Origin of the sequence: Mycobacterium sp. E802 (assembly GCF_001666875.1) — a bacterium.
GTDB lineage: Bacteria > Actinomycetota > Actinomycetes > Mycobacteriales > Mycobacteriaceae > Mycobacterium.
Genome location: NZ_LZJD01000046.1, coordinates 44,839 through 68,488, shown reverse-complemented (window position 1 = coordinate 68,488; position 23,650 = coordinate 44,839). Strand labels below are relative to the sequence as shown.

General features: G+C 66.2%; 19 protein-coding genes. 6 read left to right on the top strand and 13 right to left on the bottom strand.

Going from position 1 to position 23,650, the window contains the following annotated elements; genetic code table 11:
- Nucleotides 1-10: 10 nt before the first annotated feature.
- Genes A5699_RS06715 through prpD form a run of 3 tightly spaced genes read right to left on the bottom strand, consistent with a single transcriptional unit; the run spans nt 11 to nt 3,566 of the window.
- Nucleotides 11-1,144: a bifunctional 2-methylcitrate synthase/citrate synthase gene (locus tag A5699_RS06715; protein WP_067767231.1), complete on the bottom strand. Its 1,134-nt coding sequence runs from the start codon at nt 1,142-1,144 to the stop codon at nt 11-13.
- Nucleotides 1,141-2,064 (bottom strand): methylisocitrate lyase, encoded by a 924-nt coding sequence (prpB, locus tag A5699_RS06710; protein WP_067767229.1) that lies wholly within the window; start codon nt 2,062-2,064, stop codon nt 1,141-1,143. Before prpB ends, A5699_RS06715 begins: the two co-directional genes overlap by 4 nt.
- Complete coding sequence (gene prpD / locus A5699_RS06705; RefSeq protein ID WP_067767488.1) at nt 2,061-3,566, bottom strand: 2-methylcitrate dehydratase PrpD; 1,506 nt, start codon at nt 3,564-3,566, stop codon at nt 2,061-2,063. The genes prpB and prpD overlap by 4 nt, the downstream gene beginning before the upstream one ends.
- A gap of 120 nt (nt 3,567-3,686) precedes the next feature.
- On the opposite strand from prpD, the gene A5699_RS06700 reads away from it, so the two are divergent.
- Both A5699_RS06700 and A5699_RS06695 read left to right on the top strand, forming a co-directional pair.
- Nucleotides 3,687-5,096, top strand: coding sequence for a short-chain fatty acyl-CoA regulator family protein (locus tag A5699_RS06700; RefSeq protein ID WP_067767226.1), 1,410 nt, complete (start codon nt 3,687-3,689; stop codon nt 5,094-5,096).
- Between the two features lie 24 nt (nt 5,097-5,120).
- Nucleotides 5,121-5,846 carry a zf-HC2 domain-containing protein gene (locus A5699_RS06695; protein WP_082957602.1) on the top strand — a complete coding sequence of 242 codons (726 nt, stop codon included), beginning with the start codon at nt 5,121-5,123 and terminating at the stop codon, nt 5,844-5,846.
- Nucleotides 5,847-5,850: 4 nt separating this feature from the next.
- On the opposite strand, the gene A5699_RS06690 is transcribed toward A5699_RS06695, so the two are convergent.
- A complete protein-coding gene (locus A5699_RS06690) occupies nt 5,851-6,489 on the bottom strand; it encodes a DUF5134 domain-containing protein (protein ID WP_067767221.1) in 639 nt (212 codons plus the stop codon).
- A gap of 163 nt (nt 6,490-6,652) precedes the next feature.
- Here A5699_RS06690 and A5699_RS06685 point away from each other — a divergent pair, with 163 nt between their 5' ends.
- From A5699_RS06685 to A5699_RS06675, 3 genes are all read left to right on the top strand, one after another.
- The gene (locus tag A5699_RS06685) at nt 6,653-8,608 is read left to right on the top strand and encodes a cytochrome c oxidase assembly protein (protein WP_067767217.1); all 1,956 of its coding nucleotides are present in this window, start codon (nt 6,653-6,655) and stop codon (nt 8,606-8,608) included.
- A 330-nt stretch (nt 8,609-8,938) separates the two neighbouring features.
- The gene (locus A5699_RS06680) at nt 8,939-9,247 is read left to right on the top strand and encodes a WhiB family transcriptional regulator (RefSeq protein ID WP_067767485.1); all 309 of its coding nucleotides are present in this window, start codon (nt 8,939-8,941) and stop codon (nt 9,245-9,247) included.
- Nucleotides 9,244-9,735, top strand: a complete 492-nt coding sequence (locus A5699_RS06675; RefSeq protein WP_067767214.1) for a hypothetical protein — start codon at nt 9,244-9,246, stop codon at nt 9,733-9,735. The genes A5699_RS06680 and A5699_RS06675 overlap by 4 nt, the downstream gene beginning before the upstream one ends.
- Here A5699_RS06675 and A5699_RS06670 read toward each other — a convergent pair.
- A complete protein-coding gene (locus tag A5699_RS06670; protein ID WP_369806669.1) occupies nt 9,693-12,002 on the bottom strand; it encodes a heavy metal translocating P-type ATPase in 2,310 nt (769 codons plus the stop codon). The genes A5699_RS06675 and A5699_RS06670 overlap by 43 nt on opposite strands.
- Nucleotides 12,003-12,107: 105 nt before the next feature.
- Between A5699_RS06670 and sigC the strand changes: the two genes are divergently transcribed.
- The gene (gene sigC, locus A5699_RS06665) at nt 12,108-12,674 is read left to right on the top strand and encodes an RNA polymerase sigma factor SigC (protein WP_067767211.1); all 567 of its coding nucleotides are present in this window, start codon (nt 12,108-12,110) and stop codon (nt 12,672-12,674) included.
- Here sigC and A5699_RS06660 read toward each other — a convergent pair.
- From A5699_RS06660 to A5699_RS06625, 8 genes are all read right to left on the bottom strand, one after another.
- Nucleotides 12,671-14,131, bottom strand: a complete 1,461-nt coding sequence (locus A5699_RS06660; RefSeq protein WP_067767209.1) for a PepSY domain-containing protein — start codon at nt 14,129-14,131, stop codon at nt 12,671-12,673. The two genes, sigC and A5699_RS06660, sit on opposite strands and share 4 nt — an antisense overlap.
- A 72-nt stretch (nt 14,132-14,203) precedes the next feature.
- On the bottom strand, nt 14,204-14,560 hold the full coding sequence (locus A5699_RS06655; RefSeq protein ID WP_255378765.1) for a cation transporter: 357 nt from the start codon (nt 14,558-14,560) through the stop codon (nt 14,204-14,206).
- Nucleotides 14,561-14,563: 3 nt separating this feature from the next.
- Entirely contained in the window at nt 14,564-18,781 is a 4,218-nt protein-coding gene (locus tag A5699_RS06650; RefSeq protein WP_067767205.1) for an AMP-binding protein, read from the bottom strand.
- Entirely contained in the window at nt 18,768-19,001 is a 234-nt protein-coding gene (locus A5699_RS06645; protein ID WP_067767478.1) for an acyl carrier protein, read from the bottom strand. Before A5699_RS06645 ends, A5699_RS06650 begins: the two co-directional genes overlap by 14 nt.
- A gap of 4 nt (nt 19,002-19,005) precedes the next feature.
- Nucleotides 19,006-20,577, bottom strand: a complete 1,572-nt coding sequence (gene fadD10, locus A5699_RS06640; protein WP_067767200.1) for a fatty acid--CoA ligase FadD10 — start codon at nt 20,575-20,577, stop codon at nt 19,006-19,008.
- 28 nt (nt 20,578-20,605) lie between these two features.
- Nucleotides 20,606-21,160, bottom strand: coding sequence for an FcoT family thioesterase (locus tag A5699_RS06635; protein WP_067767197.1), 555 nt, complete (start codon nt 21,158-21,160; stop codon nt 20,606-20,608).
- 2 nt (nt 21,161-21,162) lie between these two features.
- A complete protein-coding gene (locus A5699_RS06630; protein WP_067767196.1) occupies nt 21,163-22,032 on the bottom strand; it encodes a TauD/TfdA family dioxygenase in 870 nt (289 codons plus the stop codon).
- Between the two features lie 79 nt (nt 22,033-22,111).
- On the bottom strand, nt 22,112-23,587 hold the full coding sequence (locus tag A5699_RS06625) for a PPE family protein (protein WP_157561124.1): 1,476 nt from the start codon (nt 23,585-23,587) through the stop codon (nt 22,112-22,114).
- Between the last annotated feature and the right edge of the window lie 63 nt (nt 23,588-23,650).

Sequence of the window (23,650 nt, the reverse complement as noted above, 5' to 3'; positions counted from 1 at the left end):
CTTGGGCGAGCTATGCCAAGGCCCGTTGTGGATGCCCGCTGTAGTCACTGAGCGGACGGATGAGCGCGTTCGACGCGGCTTGCTCCATGATGTGGGCAGTCCAACCGGTTATTCGGCTCATCACGAAAAGGGGTGTGAAGCTGGGGATGTCGAATCCCATGAGGTAATAGGCCGGCCCGGTCGGGAAGTCCAGGTTCGGCTTGATCTTGGTAGCCGCGAACATGGCGCTCTCCAGCACGTTGTAGATGTCCAGCCACTGCTGGCCGTCGCGCATTGCCGCAACCTGTTGCAGAGCGACCTTCATCGTGGGTACCCGGGAGTCACCGTTCTTGTACACCCGATGACCGAATCCCATCACCTTGTCCTTGCGGGACAGCTTGCCGTGCAGCCATTCCGGGGCACGGTCGGCCGAGCCGATCTCGAGCATGTCGTGCATCACCGCCTCGTTGGCACCGCCGTGCAGTGAGCCCTTCAAGGCGCCGATGGCGGCCGTGACGGCGCTGTAGATGTCGGACTGGGTCGAGGTGACGACGCGCGCCGCGAAGGTGGATGCGTTGAAGCTGTGCTCGGCGTACAGAACCATCGACTGCTCGAAAGCAGTGACGATCACCGGGTCCGGCACCTCACCGAAGCACATGTTGAGGAAATTTTCGGCGTACCCCATGTGGCTGTGCGGAGCGACCGGTTCCAGCCCGCGCCGCCTACGCATATCTGCGGCGACGATGGTTGGTAGAACCGCGAACATCCGTAGCGACTTGGCCATGTTGGCCGAGGGGCTGCTGTCATCCTCTTCCGGATCCTCGGCGCCCAGGTAGCTGATCGCGGTACGCACCACATCCATCGGATGGCAGTTGTCCGGAAGCTTGGCCAGCAGTGACTGCATCGAGCGGTCGATCCGGCGCGACGCCCGCTCGCGCTGGGTGAACAGGGCCAGTTCCTGATCGGTGGGCAGTTCGCCGTGCCACAGCAGGTAGGCCACCTGCTCGAAGCTGCAGTGCGCGGCCAGGTCCTGCACCGGGTAACCGCGATAGGTCAGCGTGTTGGTCTCGGGCACCACCTTGGAGATGGCAGTGGTGTCGACCACCACCCCGGCCAGGCCTTTGTAAATTCGTGGTGCGGCTGAGTCGTTCGCGGTAACGGTCATCGTGTCGCCCCTTGCAGCGAAAAGTTGTAGATATCCGAGTCGAACTGGTTGTAATCGTTGTAACGCAGCAGCTCGTAGAGCCGGCTGCGATGTTGCATCTGGTCGGTGAGACCGGATTGTGTTCCTGCAGAATCGATCTCGCGCAGACCGACCTCGACGGCATGCATGGCCAGACGCAGTGTGGTGACCGGGTAGATCACCACGTTGTAACCGATCTCGGACAGCTGCCGAGTGGTCAGCAGTTCGGACTTGCCGAACTCGGTCATATTGGCCAGCAACGGAACGTCGACCGCATCCCGGAACTGCTCGAAATCCGCCGGGGTGTGCAGCGCCTCGGTGAAGATCAGGTCTGCGCCGGCATCGGCGTACGCCTTGGCCCGATCGATGGCTGCGGGGATCCCCTCGATCCCCGCCGCATCGGTGCGGGCGCAGATGACGAAATCGGGATCACGCCGGGCCGAGACAGCGGCCCGGACACGCTTCACCATCTCCGCGGTCTCGACCACCGCCTTACCGTCGAGGTGGCCGCACCGCTTGGGGTTCACCTGGTCTTCCAAGTGAAGGCCGGCCAGGCCCGCATCTTCGAGCAGCGTCACGGTGCGGGCCGCACTCATCGGTTCGCCGAATCCGGTATCGGCGTCGATGAACGTCGGAAGGTCGGTGGCCGAGGCGATCTGACCGCCGCGACCAGTGACCTCGGTCAGCGTCGTCAACCCGATATCCGGTAGACCGAGGTCCGCGGAAAGGACCGCACCGGATACGTAGACTCCGTCGAATCCGATCTCGGCGACCAACTTGGCGACCAGCGGAGAGAAGGCCCCCGGAAAGCGCAGCAGCCGGCCGGATTCCAACCCGCGGCGGAACTTCCGGCGCTTCTCGGATGCCGGAGTGGCGGCTCCGAGCAACCCGCTCGCGCTCATCGGAAAATCCCCGAGGGGACCGTCGGCGCCTTGTCCAGCACCCTCGGATCGACCCGGACATTGAGAGCGCCGAGCCCGCCGGACTTGGTGGCCGAGACGTTCTCGACCGCAGCCAGGAACCGTTGCTGCTCTTCGGCTTCCACGACACCGTCGGCCAGTTCGGCGAACTTGGCGACGTACTGCTCGCGTTCGAACGGCCGAGCGCCCAGCGGGTGAGCGTCGGCAACAGCGAGCTCGTCGACGATGGTTTCACCGCTCTTGAGGGTGATGACCGCCTTGGCGCCGAATGCCTTCTCCGCCGGGTCATTCGAGTGGTAGCGCCGGGTCCACTCCGGATCCTCGACCGTGGAGATCTTGCGCCACAGCTCGATGGTGTCCGGGCGGTGCGCCCGCTCGGGAGCATACGAGCGCTCGTGGTGCCAGCTGCCGTCCTGCAGCGCAACGGCGAAGATGTACATCACCGAGTGGTCCAGGGTTTCGCGGGACGCATCGGGATCGAACTTCTGCGGATCGTTGGATCCGGTACCGATCACCACGTGGGTGTGATGGCTGGTGTGCAGCACGATCGTGGCGATCTGGTCCAGGTCACCGATGCGCTCGCGCATCCGGCGGGCCAGGTCGATCGGCGCCTGGCTCTGGTACTCCGCCGAATGTTCCTTGGTGTAGGTGTCGAGGATCGCGCGCTTGGGTTCACCTGGGCCGGGCAGCGGAACCTTGTAGGTGTGCTTGGGACCCGAGAGCAGCCAGGCGATCACGCCATCCTCGCCCTCCCAGATCGGGGCAGGCGACCCCTCACCGCGCATCGCCCGGTCGACTGCTTCGATGGCCACCTTGCCGGCCCACGCCGGTGCGTAGGCCTTCCAGCTGGAGATCAGGCCCTTGCGCGACTGGCGGGTCGCGGTGGTCAGGTGCAGGGCCTGGCCGATCGCGGCGTAGATGGTCTCCGGGTCCAGACGCAGCATGGTGCCCAGGCCCGCGGCGACCGACGGTCCGAGGTGGGCGACGTGGTCGATCTTGTGTTCGTGCAGACAGATCCCCTTGACCAGGTCGACCTGCACCTCGTAGGCGGTCGCGATGCCGCGGATCAGATCGGCACCACCGACGCCGAGCTGCTGCGCCACGGCGACGAGCGCGGGGATGTTGTCGCCCGGGTGGGAGTATTCGGCGGCCAGGAACGTGTCGTGGAAGTCCAGTTCCCGCACCGCCACGCCGTTGGCCCAGGCCGCCCACTCGGGCGAGACCGTACCCTCAACGCCGAACACGGAGGCACCCCGCGGCGTCTTGTGCGCAAGCGCCTGCGCCCGGGCCACCGTCACCGGTCGGCGGATCACCGACGCAGCCGACACCGCAGCGTTGTCGATGATGCGGTTGATCACCATCGCCTGGGTCTCGGCCGGTACGGCTACCGGGTCGGCGGCGATCTCGGCGATCTTCCAAGCCAGGTGTTCGCTACGCGGGAAGTCCTCGGCGCTGCGCCGGGTTCGGACGTCATGTTCAAACATGATCCGCACGGTACGCAGACGCAGTCACCAGGGAAACCACCTGTAAATGCGTATTTTTGTGTCCTTTGGCGGGTCCTTTTGCGAATCTTGTGAAACAAGGTCGGGGTAGCCTCGGCAGCGGTGAGCAAGACATTCGCCGGCGCCCGTCTGAGACGGCTGCGAGATGAGAGAGGCCTGACACAGGTCGCGCTGGCGCGTGCGCTGGGACTGTCCACCAGCTACGTCAATCAACTCGAGAACGATCAGCGACCGATCACAGTGCCGGTCCTGCTGGCCCTGGCCGATCGCTTCGACCTACCGACGCAGTACTTCACCCCCGACGCCGACGCCCGGCTGGTGTCGGACCTGCGTGAGATTCTGGCCGACAGTCCGGCCACCGCAACGCAGATCGAGGAACTGGTCGCCCGCATGCCCGAGATCGGCCAGACCATGGTGAGCATGCACCGGCGGTTGCACGACGCGACGGCCGAGTTGGAAGCCGTGCACGGACGAGCCAACCTCGACGCCCAGGCGGGCACGCAGCAGCCGATGCCGTTCGAGGAAGTACGCGACTTTTTCTACGACCGCCGCAACTACATCGATGCCCTCGACCGCGCCGCCGAGGATCTGTTCATCCGCCACCGCCTGCAAATCGGTGGGCTGGACCGGCAGCTGGCCGACCTGCTGTCCACCGAGTTCGGCATCTCGGTGATCGTGGACAACGGAGATGTACTGGGCGCCAGCGTGAAACGACGGTATCAACCCGAAGCCGGGACGCTTCACGTGGCGCGCTGGCTGCTGCCCGGGCAGCGGGCGTTCCAGCTCGCCACGCAGATCGCCTTGTTGCAGCATTCCAAATTGATCGACTCCATCGTCGCCACCGATGACCAATTGAGCACCGAGGCAAGGGATGTGGCCCGTGTCGGTCTGGCGAACTACTTCGCCGGTGCACTACTACTCCCCTACCGGATGTTTCTGGCCGCGGCCGAAGACCTGCGCTACGACATCGATCAGCTCGCCCGCCGCTTCGAGATGGGGTTCGAGACCATCTGCCATCGACTGTCGACCCTGCAGCGCCCGGACGCCCGCGGCGTCCCGTTCATCTTCGTTCGCACCGACAGCGCGGGAAACATCTCGAAGCGGCAGTCCGCCACGGCTTTTCACTTCTCCCGGGTGGGCGGCAACTGCCCGTTGTGGGTGGTGCACCAGGCATTCTCCAGGCCAGGCGAGTTCTTGACTCAAGTGGCTCAGATGCCCGATGGCCGAAGCTACTTCTGGATCGCACGGACCTCGCCCTCGGCGCCGAGCAGGTACCTGGGCACACCCAAGAACTTCGCCATCGGGCTGGGCTGCGACCTTGCCCATGCCGACAAGCTCATTTACTCGGTGGGTATCGACCTCACCAACCCGGAGGCCACGGTCCCCATCGGAGCGGGTTGCCGGATCTGTGACCGCCCGGCCTGCCCGCAACGCGCCTTCCCCTATGTGGGCAGGCCTGTCCACGTCGACCCGCAGACCAGCAGCAATCTGCCCTACTCACCAACAACGTGAGCAGGTGTGCAATGCACGAGGTCAATGCGGGAGAATGGCCCGGTGGACTGCGTGGTGGCACGAGAGGCGCTTTCGGCGCGCCTCGATGGGGAGCGTGAGCCGGTCCCCTCTGTGCGCGTCGACGAGCATCTGCGTGGCTGCCCGGACTGTGCCAACTGGTACGACCGGGCCGCCAACCAGGCCCTGCACCTGCGCGATCTGGCCAATACCGCACTGATCGGGGCGGTGAGTGGACGCCCGGACCGCAGGACCGGTGCCCTGAGCGGACTCTGGCACCGTATGAGCCGGCACCTGCTGACGACGGCAATCGTCGTCATCGGGATCGCGGAGGTCGGTCTGGCGATCGCTCAGGCCGTCGGCATCAACTTCGGGATGGTTGCCGCACATCATGGGTCGGCCAGTGGAGCCCACTTGCTGAACGAGTCCACGGCGTGGTCGGCGGCACTGGGAATCGCGACCATCGCGATGGCCTTCCGCCGCCGGATTGCGCCCGGTCTGGCCTGCGTGCTGGTGGTCTACTGCGGATTCCTCGCCTATTACGTGGTGTCGGACGCGCTGGCGGGACTGGTGACCCCGGTCCGGGTACTGAGTCATGTGCCGGTGGCGCTGGCGGCGATCGTTTCGATCTGGGCGTCACGCACCAAACGCCCGCACGACCCGTCACCCAAGGCACGTGGTGACGATGACGAATCGGACCCGGCCGCGCCGACCCGTCGTCATCTGCGCGCAGCGGATGACCCTGCGGCCTGAACCGCTACAACATCACACCGAACATGATCGCCATACCGGCGGCCATCATCGCCCGGCACAGTGTGCCGAAGTGGGAGAACGGCGCCGTCTCGGCCCGCTGACGTGCCGCGAAGTACCGGTACAGCCACACGGCTGCGGCGATCACGAACCCGATGGCCAACAGCCAGTTGACGGCAGGGATCCACAGTGGCTGCACCGAGACGTGTTCCATGGCCATCGCCGTGCTGCCGCCACCGTGCCCGGCCATGTGCATCGCGTGCATGTCGTGGCTGCCTGCGGCGACCGTTTCTGCATGGCGCGCAGGCACATTGCCGTTCATGACGGCATACATCCAGGCCATCGCCAACATCATCGCGGCGTGGTACCCGTCGGCCACCCGTCCTTGAGTCGTCGCAGATCTGACCAATCCCGCCACGAACCAGACAGCCGCGGCCAGGAAGAAATACATCGGGACGAGGGTGGGCAGCTCGGCCCCACGCGGCCAGGCCATGACCACCATTGCGATGGCCATTGCCAGGTGGAGCAGCTGACTCACCGCAACGCCCGGGCGGCCACGGGAGCCCAGCAAGGCGTAGGTGCACTCGACCGCACTCAGGGCGAACAGCACCGTTACCACCCAACGGAGCGCAAGATCGGCGATCATTCCAGGTCCTGTCGTCAAGAGTGTCGGGCTGCGGTCGTCCTCTGTCGTTGGTCGCGAACGCGGGCGCCGAAGTTCCCGCACCCATCAGCACTACGACACATTGTCGTAGAATCGCATGGCCGCGACGTTTTGTTCGTTTCCGCGGCGGAAGGCCGGTTCGACTATGGCGCGTGTGCGCATGTCCACTGCGGCCGGGGTGTGGCGGGGACGCCTGACACTGCTCGGCATCGTCGCAGGTTGCACTGTGGTGCTGTTCCTGAGCGCCGTGCAGCTGGGGGCCCAGCGGCTGGCCGCGGCGGGGATCGCCGACCCGGGTACGGCCACCAGCGCAGCCCGGTTGCTCGGACACTGGGCCGGCACCTTGGCGGGTGCGCTGTGCGTCGGAGCGCTCATCCTGATTGTGACGACCGCGACACCTCGTGACGACGGACGAATCGACGCGGCGTCCTTTTCGGCGCATCTGCTCGTCGAACGCATCGCCATCGTCTGGGCCTGCTGCGCCACCGCGATGGTCGTCGTCTCGGCGTCCGCCGACGCGGGAATTCCCATCGGCCGGCTTGTCGCCGGCCCCGGCCTCGGCAGCACCATCGCGGCCTCAGAGGTCGCACGCGGCTGGTGCGTGACCGCGATATGCGCGCTGGTGCTGGCCGTCGGCGTGCGTTTCACCCTCCGCTGGATGGGCCACTGCGTAGCACTGCTGCCCGCGTTGATCGGAGTGGTCGCAGTACCGGTGACCGGCAACGCCGGACAAGGCCCGGACCATGACATCGCCACGAGCGCCGTGATCGTCTTCGCGGTGGCGGTCGCGGTTCTGGCCGGAACGAAGATCGCTTCCGCCGGATTGCGAGACACCATGCCTCGACGCCGGATCCAGATACTGCAACTGATGTGCGGGGCGGTCGCCATCATCTACGGTGCCGTCCTGGCCACGCTGATGCTGCGCGGGTTGCCGATCCTGGAGTCTGCCTACGGGCGGGCCGTGGTGGTCGCCGGGGTCCTGCTGGTGTTGGTGTGGGCCGCAGACGGGGCGCTTCTCCTGACGCGCCGTACCCCGTCACGGTTGGTCGACACCGTGTCTGCGGGCGCGATGGTCGTCGTCACCGCAGGGTTGGCGCTGGCCGCGGACAGCGTTCCGCCCCGGTTCACCGTTCACGAGTTCTCTACGTGGGACATCTTTTTGGGCTATCAGCTCGACGCACCCCCGAGCCCGCTCACCCTGATCACCGAGTGGCGCTTCGATCCGCTGATCGGGACGGCAGCCATCGTGCTCGCGCTCGCCTACCTCGTCGCAGTGGTGCGACTACGGCGACGAGGTGACCAGTGGCCGGTGGGCCGCACGATTGCCTGGTCTGTGGGTTGCGCCGCCTTGCTGATCACCACGAGTTCCGGAGTGCGTGCCTACGGATCGGCGATGTTCAGCGTGCACATGGGTGAGCACATGGCGCTGAACATGTTCGTCCCAGTGCTGCTGGTGCTGGGCGCACCGGTCACCCTGGCTCTCCGGGTGCTGCCCTCCGCGCCGAAGGGTGAAACGCCTGGCCCCCGCGAATGGTTGGTGTGGTTCGTGCATGCGCCGGTGACACGGTTTCTGTCGCACCCGGTGACGGCATTCATCTTGTTCGTCGGGTCGCTGTACCTCGTCTACTTCACCCCGTTGTTCGACACCTTGATCAGGTATCACTGGGGCCACGAGTTCATGAGCGTGCACTTCCTGCTGACCGGCTACCTGTACTACTGGGGAATCATCGGCATCGACCCCGGGCCGCGGCGACTTCCCTTCCTCGGGCGGCTCGGGCTCCTGTTCGCCGTGATGCCGTTCCATGCCTTCTTCGGTATCGCCACCATGACCATGACGTCATCGCTGGGCGAGAGCTTCTACCGGTCTGTCAATCTGCCTTGGTTGCAGAGCATTTCAGATGACCAACACCTGGGCGGCGCCATCGCGTGGGGGTCGAGCGAACTGCCGGTGCTCATCGTGGTGATCGCACTGGTGGCCCAGTGGGCACGTCAGGATCGCCGGGCGGGAGCGCGGGAGGACCGGCACAGCGATCGCGGGTACGACGACGAACTCGATGCCTACAACGCGATGCTGCACGAGCTGTCCCGCACCCGGCGCTGAACCGCGCCCCAGGTTGAACCGATTCGGCCGGACCGAGTGGCCCCGAATCTAGTCGGCGGCGCCAGAACCGCAGGTGCAGTTGCTCCCGCAGGTGCAGTTTTCGCACTTACAGTTCGGGTTGTCGCACTTCGCCGACTCGACTGTTTCATTGCTGGTCATGCATATGAGGCTACGCCCAGCAGGTCCCGATGAGGCCGCAAAAGGAACTAATCCCACCGTGTTCCCGACCAATGACTGGGGCCATCGAGATCCACGCCGCACGACCATCCGCCGATCCCGCAGGTCACCGATCGACAGAACCACGAGACCTAGCCAGAGGATGTGCTGCGCATGTACCAGCCGCACCGGTTGCCCGCGCCCCGTGTCGAGATGTGGGACTGGCAACAGCACGGTAGGTGTCGAGATGCCGACCAGGCGTTGTTCTTCGGCGCCGACGGCGAAGACCGGCGCACCCGGACCGGCAGAATTCAGCGGGCCAAGCAGTTGTGCGAGGATTGCCCCGTCATCTCGGCGTGCCGTGACCATGCCATCGCCGCAGCCGAACAGCACGGCATCTGGGGTGGCCTCACGCCTGGCGAACGCAATGCGATGCTCACCGCCGGACGGCCAAATGCGTTGATGAGTGGGGTATCTGGGTGACATCGAGCGAGATCACCGGCACGGTCGAGACCGAACTGCGGGCCATCGAGCGCCGGGTGTTCGAGGATGTGTGGATCGGCCCCGCTCGGGTCCGGGTGCTGGCAGGACTCGCCACCGCCCTCGCGGCGGCGGCCGTGGCACTGCGGGTCGCAGGCGAAGCACCCGCCGGTGCAACACGCAACGGGCACTGGATCTCGCTGGTGGCGATCGCCCTGTTCACCCTCGCGGCTTCGGTGTCGGCTGTCGCACTGGTGCGGCGCCGGTTTCGGTGGTGCTGTCTTGCGACGTGCACGTCAGCGCTGGCCACCGTCGACGGCGCAGGCGCGTTCTGGTGGCATCACACCGCACACACCGCCTCGTGGGTTCCGGCGGCGCTGGGCACGCTGAGCGCTGCGGCGTTGACCACGACCTGGTTGGGTGTCTGTCTGGCCCCGCTGGACTCGTCTCAGCCGGACATGCGTGCCGCGCCGGCCGGCGCAGGCGACTGAACGTCCGAATCCCGCAACGGGTTCGCTTGGACTGTTCCGTAATTGCGTAGCCGCAGGCTGTTCGACACGACAAGGAAAGACGACACTGCCATCGCCCCTCCGGCGATCAAGGGGTTCAGCAGACCTGCCGCGGCGATCGGGATTGCCGCGATGTTGTACCCGAAGGCCCAGATCATGTTGACCCTGATGGTCCGCATCGTCGCACGGGCCAGACCCAACGCCTGCGGTACCGAATCGAGGTTGTCGCGGACGAGGATGATGTCGGCCGCGCCGATGGCCACGTCGGTTCCCCGTCCGATGGCCAGGCCCAGGTCCGCGCAGGCAAGCGCGGGACCGTCATTGATCCCGTCGCCGACCATGGCCACCACCCGGCCCTGGTCGCGCAGCTTCTCGATCGCGCCGACCTTGTCCTCGGGCAGCACCTCGGCGACCACGTCGTCGATGCCCACTGCCGCGCCGATCGCGGCGGCCGTGGCGGCGTTGTCACCGGTCAGCAGCATGGTCTTCATGCCCTCGGCGTGCAGGTGCGCGATGGCACCGGCCGCCGAGGGTTTGACGGCGTCGGCGACGCAGATGGCACCGCAGACGGTGTCGCCCGAGGCGACGAACACCACTGTCTGGCCTTGTGATTCACCCGACCTGCGAGCAGCCGCAAGATTGGCGGGCACGACACGGTCCCGGGTCACCCAGGTGGGACGCCCGACGATCACTGTCGCACCGTCCACGGAACCGGCCACACCGTGGCCGGCGAACGCCTGGAAATCCTCTACTGCGGCGACGTCACGGTCGGCACACGCGGTGACGATCGCATGGGCCACAGGGTGTTCGGACGCCGACTCGACTGCTGCCGCATATCCGAGGACTTCGTCCTCGCTCCATCCGTCGGCCGTTACGACCGCGATGACCTGAGGCTGTCCGGTGGTCAGGGTGCCGGTCTTGTCGAATACGACCGTGTCCACGGCGCGGATCGCCTCTAGTGCACGATGCCCCTTGAGGAATATCCCCAGCTGGGCACCGCGGCCCGACGCCACCATCATCGCGGTCGGAGTGGCCAGCCCCAGCGCGCACGGGCAGGCGATCACAAGGACGGCCAGGGCGGCCGACACCGCTCGGTTGACATCCCCGTCGACCAAGAGCCAGCCGATCGCGGTGGCCGCCGCGATCACGAGCACACACGGCACGAAGACCGAGGCGATCCGGTCCGCCAGCCTCTGTGCATCGGCCTTCTGCGCCTGCGCCTGCTCCACGAGGCGAACCATCCCGGCGAACCGGGTGTCCGGCCCCACCGCGGCGGCCTCGACGATCAGGCGGCCATCAAGGACCACGGTGCCGCCCACCACGCTCGAACCCTCTTGCGTCTGTACCGGTTTCGACTCGCCGGTCATCGCGCTGACATCGACCGCCGCCGCCCCGCTCACCACGAGACCGTCGGCGGCGATGGCCTCACCGGGACGGACGACGAAACGCTGGCCCTCCTTGAGCTCGTCGGCGGGCAGGACGAGTTCGCTACCGTCGGCGAGCAACACGGTGACCGACTTGGCGCCGAGCGCCGCGAGCGCCCGAAGCGCTCCCCCGGCGCGCGAACGGGCCCGCGCCTCGAAGTAGCGGCCGGCAAGCACGAAAACCGTTACCCCCGCGGCGACCTCGAGGTAGATGGCGTCGCTGCCGAGGAGCGCCTGCCATACGCCCGCCGCGTGATAGGTCTGGTGGTCGAAGAAGATCGTGTACATCGACCACACGGTGGCGGCCGTGACGCCGATGGAGATCAGGGTCTCCATGGTCGAGGTTCCGTGCCGGGCGTTGCGGAGCGCACTGCGATGGAATGGCCATGCGGCCCACGTGACGATCGGTGCCGCCAACGCGGTCAGCACCCACTGCCACCCGGCGAATCGGGTGTCGGGCACCACGGCAAACATCACCGAAAGATCTGCGAGCGGGATGAACAACACGGCGGCGATCGCCAGCCGCCGAAGCAGGCTGCGGGCATGATCGGCATCGGGATCGGCGTCGGTCGTGGAGCGCTCGACGCGGGGCGCGGCCTGATAGCCGGCCCGTTCGATGACCGCGCACAGTTGCTCGATACTCGTGTCCGCGGTGGCTTCGACAGTGGCGACGCGTGTGGCGAAGTTCACTGACGCGCGCACGCCGTCGACCTTGTTGAGTTTGTTCTCCACGCGGGCAGCGCAGGCCCCGCACGACATTCCCGTGACGTCCAGCGCAATGCGCTGGACCTCCTCTTTGTCGGGGACAGTTGCTGTTGTCACCACCACTCCCAATTGCTCACTCGGCACGTCGGTGCCCGATGTCAGCGACACGTCACCAGATATCTAGTCGCTCGAGCCCGATGCCGAGTTCCCGGGCGTCATCGAATAATGTCGTTGGCTGTGACTACCGAACGCGGCGAGGACCACGTTACGCGGCTGGCCTTCGCCGCCGGCCGCGGTGATTCGGCGGCGCTCGAGCAATTCATCCGGGCCACCCAGACCGATGTCTGGCGAACCGTCGCCTACCTGGGCGATTCCGGATCGGCCGACGACCTGACGCAGGAAACCTTCATGCGCGCCATCACGGCGCTCCCCCGGTTCAGTGGCCGCTCGTCCGCCCGTACCTGGCTGCTGTCGATAGCTCGGCGTGTGGTGGTCGACCAGATTCGGCACAAGCAGAGCCGGCCGCGGACCCAGCACGGAGTGGACGTCGAGCAGGTCCTCGAAAGCTACCGCCCGGTCGGTGGCTTCGAGAAGATGGTGGAGATCCGCCTCCTGCTGGACGGACTGGATCCGGACCGGCGGCATGCGCTGCTGCTGACCCAGGTCCTCGGACTGTCCTACGCGGAAGCCGCCGAGGTCTGTGGCTGCCCGGTGGGCACCATCCGCTCACGGGTGGCGCGGGCCCGCGAAGATCTGATCGCGGCAACCGAGCGGGACGACCGCACCGGTTAGGTGAGGCGACGCCGCCGGCGGTGTTGGCGCCATCCCACCACGACGTCCACGCCCACGAAGGCGGCCAGGCTTACCCCCAGCAACGGGATGAACCAGCCGACGGCGGCCGCCACGAGGACCACCGCCACCGCGACACCCGGCGGTAGTCCGGTGAGGACACCACGACGGGGCGCACGGCCCAGCGGCACCCGCCCGCCGGTGGGGCGGCGGTGCCACCACAGCAGGTAGCCGCGCACGATCACGGTGACCAGCGCGACGGCAAGGCCCAGCAACACGAGCTGATTGGCGATCCCGAACAGCAGTCCCATGTGCAGCTGGATGCCCCATGCGGACAGCTTCGCCGCCAACGGCCAGTCGGAGAACCACGACGTGTCGATCACCGTCGCGGAAGTTCCGTCAACGGCCACCGCGTTGTTCGACATCACCCAGGGCTGCCGAGTCTGCGTCACGGTGAACGCGGTGCCGGTGTGGGCGGGAATGCCGACCTCGACGGCGCCTCCGACACCGGCGTCCCGAGCCGCCTTCAGCACCCGGTCGATGTCACCCACCAGCGGCGCGTCGGCCCCGTCGGCGGTGACGGGTGCCGGGGCGCTGTGATGCCCTTCGTGGCCGGATATCTCGACTTCCGGCGCGCCCCCGATCGCCGTCGACACGGTCGGTGTCGTCCATGACAGTGCCGCCCGCAGAGCGGTGACGTTCTCCCCGGCGAACCGGGACCAGGTGAGACCTGTCGCCGACAGGAACAACAATCCGACGGCGATCCAGATCCCCACCGCCCCATGCCAGTTCAGCGTCCGCGACCGGCCCCGCACGGAGCGGTCGAGCGTCAGCAGCCGCGGCTCGTTGTCGCCCCGGCGGGAGGCACGCCGGTACCTGCCCCACCACAGGACGACCCCGGCCAGCGCGATCAGCCACAGCCACGACGCCGCGAGTTCGCTGTACATGCGACCGGGTTCGCCGAGATGCAGGCTGCGGTGTAACTGATCGATCCAGGTTCTCAGTGGCAGTGCACCGCTGCTGCCGTAGACCGTGAGCTCCCCGTGCGAGGCGGCTGTCACCGGGTCGACGAACACGGCATGACGTTCGGACTCACCCAACGACGGGTCATCGAACATGACCCGGGTGGTCTGACCGGGCCCGAGTGCCGGGCGCACGGCGGTGACCGCCAGGCCGGGTCGTTGGGTCTGGGCGGCCCGGACCTGTTCGGCGACCGGCAGCATGTCACCGCTGCTGTGGGTCTGAAGCTGATCGCGGTAGACGAACTGCTCGATGGTGGGAGCGATGGCGTACAGCCCACCGCTGATCGCGGCGATCAGCAGGAAGGGCCCGACGAAGATCCCCGCGTAGAAGTGCAGGCGCAGCAGGAACGCGCGGTAATGCGCTGTCCGCACCGGTGCCGAGATCGGCGACTCCGGCGCCGGGTTCTCATCTGTGGCTGTCGACGGGTTCTCGCCCATGGCTCCTCAGCGGTCGAACGGTCCTCGATAAGAGTGGTCGTTCGCACCGGGTCGACAGTTCCCGACAGATGTTCAGCCGCCCATGTGCCCGACGGTCACCCAGCGGATGGCCCTCGCCACCAGCGAGGAGGATTTCTGCCCCGGGGCCTCCGGCACGGATTCCGCCTCGTCGACCGCGGTGCGCTCTTCGGCGGTGTATCCGGCCTGTTCAACCGCGTCGCAGAGGTCGGCGACGCTGATGTCGTTGCGGGCGTCGATGGTCGCGATCTTGGTGGAGATGTCCACCGAGGCGTGTACGCCGTCGATCTTGTTCAGCGTGTTCTCGACCCGGCGTGAACACGCTCCGCAGGACATGCCCGTCACGTCGAGTCGGACCCGTCTGGCACGTGATGTCTGGTCACTGTGTGCGGCTACGTCTGTCACTGCCATCCCTCACTGTCTTGTGGTGTCTGGTTGATAGGTCGTCGGACAACCGCGTCGAGTTCCCGACCATCCGTGGGCGAGCAGTGTCGGTAGAGGCGGAGGTGTCGCCACGAGCTCACCGACGGTGTGGATTCCCAACGGGAGGACCGGGTATGTGGCCAGGTACTCCGAGTAGGACCGTCCACCGAGCCGCAATCCCAGGCCGATCCAGGCGTCGATCACCGACCAGCGCCGTGGATTGGCCTTCGCCCAGTCACTTCCATCCAGCCGGCGCTTCCATTCGTGGCTGTCGACTTCTTCGGAGGCAACCGTGCCGAGCAACTCGCGGTACACCACTGCCTGCCCACGCATCACATCGATCCCGCCGCCCAGCGCGTCGGGGCCGCCGAACTCGGGCAACCTGCAGAGAATGCTTCTCGCCGCCGCGCGGCCGGTGGTCACTTCTTCGGTCAGTTCTACTGCCGGATACGCATCCAGCGCATGGCAGGCATCGGCGACCGACACCAGGATGTCGGCGGAGCCGCGCAGCTGCTCGGGTGTCCCCAGAACGCGGGGCAGGCGCACGATCGTGAAGTCGAGCTCACGGTTTGCCCCGTCGACCGCCAATTCCGCGAGCGCCTTGGAGGCCGCGTATGGGTATGGCGCCTGACGCGGGTCGACCACCTCTGGTGCGCTGACAACTCCATTGACGACATACGTCGAAAGGTGCACCATCCTGGCACCGGAAGCCGCGCACATCGCGGCCATCGCTGCCACCAATTCCACATTGGCTGAACGGAGTTCGCGGTACGGCACCACCACATTGGTGTTCCCGATGCAGTTGACGAGGGTCCCGGCGCCGGTCTGCCGGACCAGCGCCCCCAACTCGGCCGGACCGAACCCGGGCCCGAGGCACTCGATCCGCACACCGGGTGTGTGGCGAAGCTGTGTCCAGACCCGGTCGACGGGCGGGGCCGACCGCATGGCCAGCACCACATCGGGCTGCCGTCCGGCTGACCGCGTCAACTCCAGGATCTCCTCGGCGAACCCGGATCCCAGAACTCCGGACGCACCCAGAACCAGGATCGGCCCGGCATCCCGGGCCGAAGAGCGCACCGTGTTCGACGGCTTGTCCGCGCGCCGCGTCGACAGTGCCGTGAAGTCACGTTCGATCTCGGTGGCGGTGACCCGATCCATCCACCCGTCGCTCACCGCCACGTCGTCGACCAGGTTCGCCGCGGTATCGGCACTGATCAGGTCCAGAATCGACACCTGCCGACCGAGATATCTACGCGTATCGGGCAGGATCCGGACGAGGTCCAGCGACCCGATGCCCTCATGCAGCAGCGATGTGCCGGGTGTGATCATCCGGCCGAGGTGGGCACTCCACATTCCGGCGAGACCGGCCGCCCGACCTCCCGTGGCGGGACCGGCTCGGCCGTCCGCTCCTGAACCGAGCGACGTTGGCAGCCTTGCGGTGTCGATCTTCCCATTGGGTTTTCTCGGGATGCTCACGACGCCCGAAATGACGAAGGACGGGACCCGCGAATCCACCAGCACACTGCTGATACGGGTTGCCGCAGCGGGGTCTTCGTCGCCACCGCGCGTCCGGTGGGTCTCGAACCAGACCCCCAGGCCGCCGTTGTGAAGCTCGACGGCGACGTCGACCACCTCCGGGTCGGCCGCGATGCGGCCGGCGATCGCGGCGGTGTCGACCCGCTTTCCCGAGATCTTGACGACCGCGTCCTTGCGGCCCGCGAACATCGGGTACCCGGCGCTGTCGGCCGTTACCCGGTCGGCAGTCGCAAAGGCGCGGTGCCGTCGGCCGTCAGCGATGGTGACCGAGCCGAAACTGTCGCTGTCCACACCGACATAGCCGCCGGTCACCATATCGCCCACCACCACGACTTCACCGAATGCGATCACCACCGAGTTTGGAACGACGGGCTGTCCCAACCGAAGGCGCGCATCGCGTTCGACCACCCGGCCGCGGTCGACGATCGGCAGGTAGGTCACCACGACCGTGGTCTCTGTCGGGCCATAGCTCGACAGCAGCGAGATGTTCTCGGTGCCTGCGGTATTGACCCATTTGTCGACGGCGATCGGACGGATGGGCTCACCACCGATCACAATCTGGCGTAGCCGGGAGCGGCCGACACCGGCGACGGCGTCGACGTCCTCGCACCACAGGTGCCACAGGGCGGTGGGGACATCCACGACGGTCACGCCGCATGTCATGAGGTCTCGGGTAAGCGCTTGCAGGTCGGCGGTTTTCACCGCGTCCGAACGGACGAGTGCCGCCCCGGCCACAGCGGCACCGAATACCTCTTCGACGCTGATGTCCGATGTCAGTGGTGCGCATTGAAGGATGGTGTCGTCGGGTCCCCAGCCGTAGGCCCGGACCACTCCTGCGCAGAACGTCGCGAGCGAACCATGGCTGACGTGCACGAGTTTGGGCTCCCCCGTCGATCCGGACGTGGGCATCACGTACGCGGCCCTGGTGGGAAGGAGCGGGTCAGCCGCCGCCTGTTCGACGCGAGCCTCGATCAGCCGACGGGGCTCCTCGCCGATCGGCCGCGGGATGTCCGCGGACTCGACGTCGACCATGTGGGCCGAGATGCCGTTGCCGCCTTCGATGATTCGTCGGGCCCGCGATTCCACCTGATCGTCGCGGTCGCAGATGCTGTAACCACAGCCCACCAGATGGCACGCGATCAACAGGTCGATGGTCTTGTCGGTGTGGTCGTCGGTGAACACCACCACATCGCCCGGCCTCACCTCGATGTCGAGCAGCCAGGCCATCCAGGAATCGACCTGGGGACGGCGTCGACCTTGCGCAACGGACTCGGGCCGAAGGAGAAACCACGCGGATGCCTCCCGATCCGCGGGTTCGGGTGCCCGCGCACCCGAGGACAGCGATCCGTCACCGGCGATCACACGCCATTCGCCGACGGTCATCGCGATCGGGGAATCCCACATCGTCGTCATCGATCGCAGAGCCGTCGCGATCCGGCCCGCCACGCCTGCACCATCCGCCCGTGCCAGACCGGGCCTGTTCCAGATGTTGAGGGTGAGCATGCGCCGTTGCTCGTCGAGCACAGCCGCCACGGTCGTACCCTCGACCGGGCCGATGTGGGAGGTCACGGGTGCCTCGGCCAAGAACGGCGCAAGTTCTCGTGCACAGGGTTCACGCAGGAAATTGAGCGTCAGGGTTCGCACGGATGTCGTTCGGTTGATCGCCAGATACATTCGGCGGTAACGCTCTTCACGCAGCCAGCGGCGTCGGCCGGCCTTGACGTAGCCCCGGTCCACCGCGCGCACCACGTCCGCCACCGATGCGAACGGTGCGAACCGTATCGGCTGTGCCATCGAATTCACCAGGCAGGTCGCGACATCGAGGTCGGGGTCACCGAAGCGGTTGTCGACCGCATGCACCAGGAGGCTCTCGGTGGCGTGATGAACGCTGGCATCCACCGCCGTGGCTGCCGCCGCGACAAGCACATTGAGCGGGATGTTCTCGCGGTCTGCCAGGTCAAGGATCTGGTCGTAGTCTTCCCCGCGGATCACGGTGGTTTCGATGAGGGTCCCGCGGCCGGCAGTCGCGGGAGCGTCGGCGGCATGTCCGGGGCCGCCCTTTCCGGCGGCAGCGGTGAGCTCTTGCTGCACAACGGAGGTCAGCCGTTCGAGGGATTCGTCCACATGGCATGCCTCGCGGCGATGCGCGGTGACGACATCGTTCAGGCCGTCACGGACACAGTCGTCAGGGGCCGAGTCGCCGTCTGCCAGGAATCGCCCCAAGCGCGCTTCGATGATGCCGATCGCTCCGCCGTCGAGCAGAATGTGGTGCGCTTCGGCATCGAGGCCGCCCACCAGGCCGCTGCCGTCGACATACACGGTGTAGCGCGCCAATGGCTTTGCGAGAAGGCCGCAACCCCACTCGTCGGCCAGCGTGGCACCCTTGTCATCGCCGCACACCTGCACGATGTCATCGACGTCCAGTCGGGGTACGAGATCCGGGTATCCACCCGACCCGGGCGACGCCGACAGAACACAAGTGTGAACGGGAGTGGCGAGGATGGTCTTCCGCAGAGCGTTCAGGAACTCCGCCTGCGGTGTCGGCCGGAACCGGTAGCGCCTGCCGATCAGATACAGGCCGGGATCGTCGTCCTGCGAGACTCCGTTGTAGATGTTCTGCTGCGATCGGCTCAGCGGAATACGTTGCGCCTGTGGACCTTCAGACAGGTTCACCCAGCTTCTCCAACTCCTGCACCCAGCCCGCGATCGACAGGTGCTCCGCCAGCCGCCGCGGTACGTCCGATTCCCGATCGACGCCCAGGTGCTTCATCAACAGCACGAATCGAACCGAGTCCAGCCCGAGGTCCCTCAGATCGGTCGCATCGCCCTCGACGAGGTCCGATTCGTCGACATACAGCACCTCCGAGAGGGCCGCGAGCACTCTGCTCCTCAGCCGGTCAGCCACCGGCGACCGCACCCAGAGAGGTCCGCACGATCTTGCCGGACTGGGTTCGTGGGATCTCCTGGACGAACCTGATGGTCGACGGCCTGGCCATCGGCTCCGATTCCTGGCGGAAACGCGCGGCGATGGCATGTTTGAGTTTCCTGGCGGCTGTTTCATCCAGCGTCGTCGACGCGACCACAGCCAGCCCCACGAGTGCGCCGAACTCCCCGTCGGGGATCTCGTAACAGGCCGCCTCGTCGACGCCGTCAACCCGCTCGGCAATCCGATCGACCTCGTCGGGCGCGATGTTGACGCCACCGGAGATGATCATCTCCGACGAGCGGCCCCTGATGTAGAAGAAACCGTCGTCGTGGCGGTCGAGCAGGTCTCCGGTGTTCACCCACCCGTCGACCAGTACTTCGGCGGTCCGCTCGGCGTTGCCCCAATACCCGAGCATGTTGGCCGGTGACTTGATCCACAGTGTGCCCGACGAGGCCGAATCGGCACCCGAGCGCGTCGGCGGCCCGCTGCCGTCTCCGTCCAGATGAACCTCCACGCCGGGATAGGGCCGCCCTACCGCTCCCGCCTCGATCCTGGCGATCGATCCTTCGTCGGTCGGCAGACACAGTGCGGTGCAGCCTGTTTCGCTGAGCCCGTAGACTTGCGCGGTCCGAACACCGGCAGCCTCGACAACGCTCACATCGGAAGCGACGGCCCGCGATCCGCCGTAACCCACCATGCGTAGCGATGGCGGGACCGGCCTTCCGGTGGACCGGAGTTCGGACACCAGCCGGGTGAGCAGCGTGGGAACCAGGCAGGTCGTCGCGACATCGTTCGCGGTCAGGATCTCGGCGATGGACGCGGAATTCTCACCGCCGGTGATGCACAACCCGCCCTGCATCAGACAGTTCAGGATCCACCACAGCCCACCGATGTGCGTCGCGGGCAACGGTGAGTACGTGGTCTCGCCGACGATCCAGTCGACCCAGGTCAACTGCTCGCGCTGCAGAATGTCGGCAACGGAGTAGAAGGTGCGATTGGCCAGCAACACCGCTTTCGGGGTGCCCGTGGTACCGCTGGTGAAGATCATCGCCAGCGGATCGTCCGTTCCTCCGACGGGAAGGTCGGGCAATCGATCCGCGGCCGGATCGCCGGCGCGGTCGGCTGCACCGGCGACGATCTTGACCTCGAGGGCAGGGACCGACCGGAGTGAATCCGAGAGATCGGAGGTGTGCAGGCGGCAACCCGGCGCGACCAGAATCGCAGCGGGATCGGTGATCTCGCCGAACCGGTTCATGGTCGCCGCGGGCAGGCCGCCGTCCACCATCACGGCGACGGCCTCGACCCGTGCGCAGGCCAACACCGACAGATAGGTCTCCGGGCCGTTGTCCGAGATGACGAACACCCGGCTTCCTCGCGCGACCGATCGGGAGCCGAGATCGGCTGCCAGTCTGTCCACTTCGGCCATGAGATCTCGGTATCGGATGACGCTGGATCCGTCGCAGCGTCGCAGGGCGATCGCATCGGGACGCTGTCTCGCGCGTTCGCTGATGCGTTCCAGCACCGTGGATGGTGGGTGTGCCATAGCTGTGAAGCCGCTCTCCGTACAGGTGTCAGGGGATGTTGAGTGCTGCCAGTTCGACTTCGCCGGATGCGGCCCCACCGTCTTCATCCCAGAATTCGACCGTGCAGGGAATCCTGAGATAGCGAATCGTCCGGTCGATGACCTCGAAGTCCTTGCACTGCAACCGTGCCGAGAACCTCTGGGACTTGATCGGGCGCTTGAACCGTGATGCCGTGGTCTTGATCAACATGCTGGGGAGTTGGTAGTTGAAGTAGTCCTCGATCGACCAGCCCCGGAATTCGGGTATCACTTCGTTGAGAATGGCCGGCGCGAATGCGCTGTACGCCAGTTGGTTGAAACACAGAACCCATTCGGCGGCGTTGAAGTGGCCGGTGTCGCGAATGTACGCGGGCTCTTTGATACTGAAATTCCCGATGGCCGACACGGAGGTCGCCGTGGCTGCGTATTCTGCGTCGAGGAGATAGCGGCACCCTTTGTAGGAGTAGGGTTCCAGAACCTTGACCAGCAGATCTTCTGGGATCGGCACCATATCTGTGATGCCGTACCCACCCGTGACCACAGATAATGTCTCGGCGGTGCTCATGGTCATACTCCATATCCCGGTGTCTTGAGGCCGTCCAGCATGGTCAGCCGATGAGTGGTCAGAGTTCCTGGTGTCGTGCCGTGTTTCGCCCGGTGCATCAGAACCCGGTTGTCCCACAACACGACATCGCCGACCTCGTAGTGTTGGGTGTGGATGAACGGTGATGTGAATTCCGGATCGAGTTGTCCGGTGGCGGTCATGAGTCGTTCGAGAACTGCGGGATCAAGCAGGTTTCCGTGCGCGTCCTCGATCTTGGTGGTGCCCGACGCACAGATGTAGAGGATTTCCTGTCCGGTCTTCGGGTGCCGGATCACCGTCGGCCATTTGATGGGAGGCGTGGTCCCGGAGATCTCGTCCCAGACCTCGCCGATCGGCTTGTACACGTCCTGCGGCCGAATCTTGATGTGACGCCGTGGATCATGGGTTGCGAACGTGCCACGAGCCGGGTCACGCACGGCGTCCGGAAGGGACTCCCACACCTTGTTGAGGTCGATGAAGTAGGTCCCACGGTCAGTTCCGGGCACTGCCAGCGGCACCACCATCGAGAATGCGAACGGCTCGGGCATGAACATGTAGTCGATGTGCCAGAAAGCTCCGGTCCGAGGCACGCCGTGCCCCTCCTCCGTCGAGGAGACGAAGATTTCCGGGTGGTCCTTGTGGTGATAGATGGGCTCGTAGTAGGTGACGACGTCGCCGACGATGCGGCCCAGCTTCAGGAACTCGTCGGGAGCAGGATGAACATCTTTCAGGACGACCAGTTTGTGCTGATAGACGATCTCGCGGATCTCTTCCCTGGTGAGGTCGTCGAGATTCCTGGGGTCGATTCCCGTGACTTGCGCCCCGAGCCCCTCGCCTTTCACATTCAACGTCATGTCTTCTCCTCGTGCGGCGCTGCCCTGCGCCGTTGTGCGACTGAAGGATTGGTCGAATCAAACCGGGTGAAAGTTCCCGCTATCCGCGTTGCTCGTCTGATTCGCACATCCAGGTGCCCGGAAGCATCGGGACGGATTCCCCGGCGCCGCCGCGCGCACGCTGCACCATCCCCGTGGCAGTTGCACTCGTGGCGACCGGTTCCGCCCCGGAGAAGCCAAGGGCGGTGGCCCCGTTGGCACTGGATGACGGTGACAGGGACGCGGCCGGGTCCGGGCCCTCGACAGCAGCGTCCACGGTGTCGGTGGAGGACAGAAACTCGTACCGGTAACTTCGGGCACGGGCCTGTTTCCGGCCCGCCCGCGTCCGGCGGCCGCGAGCGATCGCAGCTGCCCTTCCCGAGGCGATGGTGGTGAGGGTATCCGCCACGACGTCAGAGGATTTCGCGCCGGCCTTGGGTCCCGATGCCACGGCGGGCGGGTCCAGACCAGGCACGACGTAGCCCGCGAACGGAGAGCCTGCCGAGATCGTCGCACCACTGCCGACGGGAGCACCAGAGCCGGAACTTCCGCCCTGTGGAACCGCCCCCGCCATTCCGGACGGGCCCAACGCCGCGCCGGCACCGGCGGTCGGGGTGGTGCGGCGGTCGGCGTTGACCTCGACGGAAGCGGGTGACACCCCGGGCGGTGGCACCTTGTCCTGCAGGAGCGCCAGTGCGCTCAGCGCGCTGAGGGCACTGAGCGCAGGTGCGAAGAACGGCAGCAGCAGTAGCGAATACGAGGCGTAGTACGGATACCAGAGCATGTCGTACAGCACCAGCGCGATGATCGCGAGGATGGCGGCCTCGGCCGGGTTGAATCCCAGTTGCTCGAAGAGCTGTTGAAACGTCTCGAGAAGTTGTTCGGGATTGCCCGCACCCGAGATGAGCTCGGAGATCAGCTTCCAGATGTCGCTCAGGGGCTGGTTGTCCGCGGTTGAGCCCGCCGTGTTCTGCTGCTCGCTTTGTGCTTCACCTCCCGGCGCCAGGATCGGCGGGGCCGGCTGGGACGACGGGACCGCCGCGGATGCGCTCGCCGCAATCGCCTGGTAGGTCATCATCACTTCCGCGGCCTGCAGCCACATCCGCACGTAATCGGCTTCATTGAGGGCAATCGGTATGGTGTTGATGCCGAAGAAGTTGGTGGCCAGGAGCGCCCCGTGGGTGACGTGATTGACGGCGAGTTCGGCCAGGGTCGGCATGGCCGCCAGTGCGCTGCCGTACGCAGCCGCGACCGTCTCGTGCTGCGCGGCGGTGACGGCACTGTCGGCTGACGCCTTTTCCAGCCATGCCAGGTAGGGGCCATGGGCGGCCGCGTACTGTGCGGCGCTGGGTCCCTCCCAGCTGCTTACTTGCACGTCAGCCAGGATCTGTGTGAGTTCGGCTGCTGCCGCGCTGTATTGGACGCTCAGCGCTTCCCACTGAGCGGCCGCGGCGAGAAGAGACCCGGGACCCGGACCCGCGCTCAACTGGGCAGAATGCACCTCGGGAGGCACCGCCAGCCAGATCGGGGCAGTCACGTCGTCACCTCCTCGCACGAGCCTTGTCCTCGAGCTAGTCGGTCACGGCCTACAGAAAGTTCC

Coding starts and splice junctions, on each gene's coding strand:
- A5699_RS06715 (WP_067767231.1), bottom strand. CDS start 1,144: ATGACCGTTACCGCGAACGACTCAGCCGCACCACGAATTTACAAAGGC.
- prpB (WP_067767229.1), bottom strand. CDS start 2,064: ATGAGCGCGAGCGGGTTGCTCGGAGCCGCCACTCCGGCATCCGAGAAG.
- prpD (WP_067767488.1), bottom strand. CDS start 3,566: ATGTTTGAACATGACGTCCGAACCCGGCGCAGCGCCGAGGACTTCCCG.
- A5699_RS06695 (WP_082957602.1), top strand. CDS start 5,121: ATGCGGGAGAATGGCCCGGTGGACTGCGTGGTGGCACGAGAGGCGCTT.
- A5699_RS06690 (WP_067767221.1), bottom strand. CDS start 6,489: ATGATCGCCGATCTTGCGCTCCGTTGGGTGGTAACGGTGCTGTTCGCC.
- A5699_RS06685 (WP_067767217.1), top strand. CDS start 6,653: ATGGCGCGTGTGCGCATGTCCACTGCGGCCGGGGTGTGGCGGGGACGC.
- A5699_RS06680 (WP_067767485.1), top strand. CDS start 8,939: ATGTACCAGCCGCACCGGTTGCCCGCGCCCCGTGTCGAGATGTGGGAC.
- sigC (WP_067767211.1), top strand. CDS start 12,108: ATGTCGTTGGCTGTGACTACCGAACGCGGCGAGGACCACGTTACGCGG.
- A5699_RS06660 (WP_067767209.1), bottom strand. CDS start 14,131: ATGGGCGAGAACCCGTCGACAGCCACAGATGAGAACCCGGCGCCGGAG.
- A5699_RS06655 (WP_255378765.1), bottom strand. CDS start 14,560: ATGGCAGTGACAGACGTAGCCGCACACAGTGACCAGACATCACGTGCC.
- fadD10 (WP_067767200.1), bottom strand. CDS start 20,577: ATGGCACACCCACCATCCACGGTGCTGGAACGCATCAGCGAACGCGCG.
- A5699_RS06635 (WP_067767197.1), bottom strand. CDS start 21,160: ATGAGCACCGCCGAGACATTATCTGTGGTCACGGGTGGGTACGGCATC.
- A5699_RS06630 (WP_067767196.1), bottom strand. CDS start 22,032: ATGACGTTGAATGTGAAAGGCGAGGGGCTCGGGGCGCAAGTCACGGGA.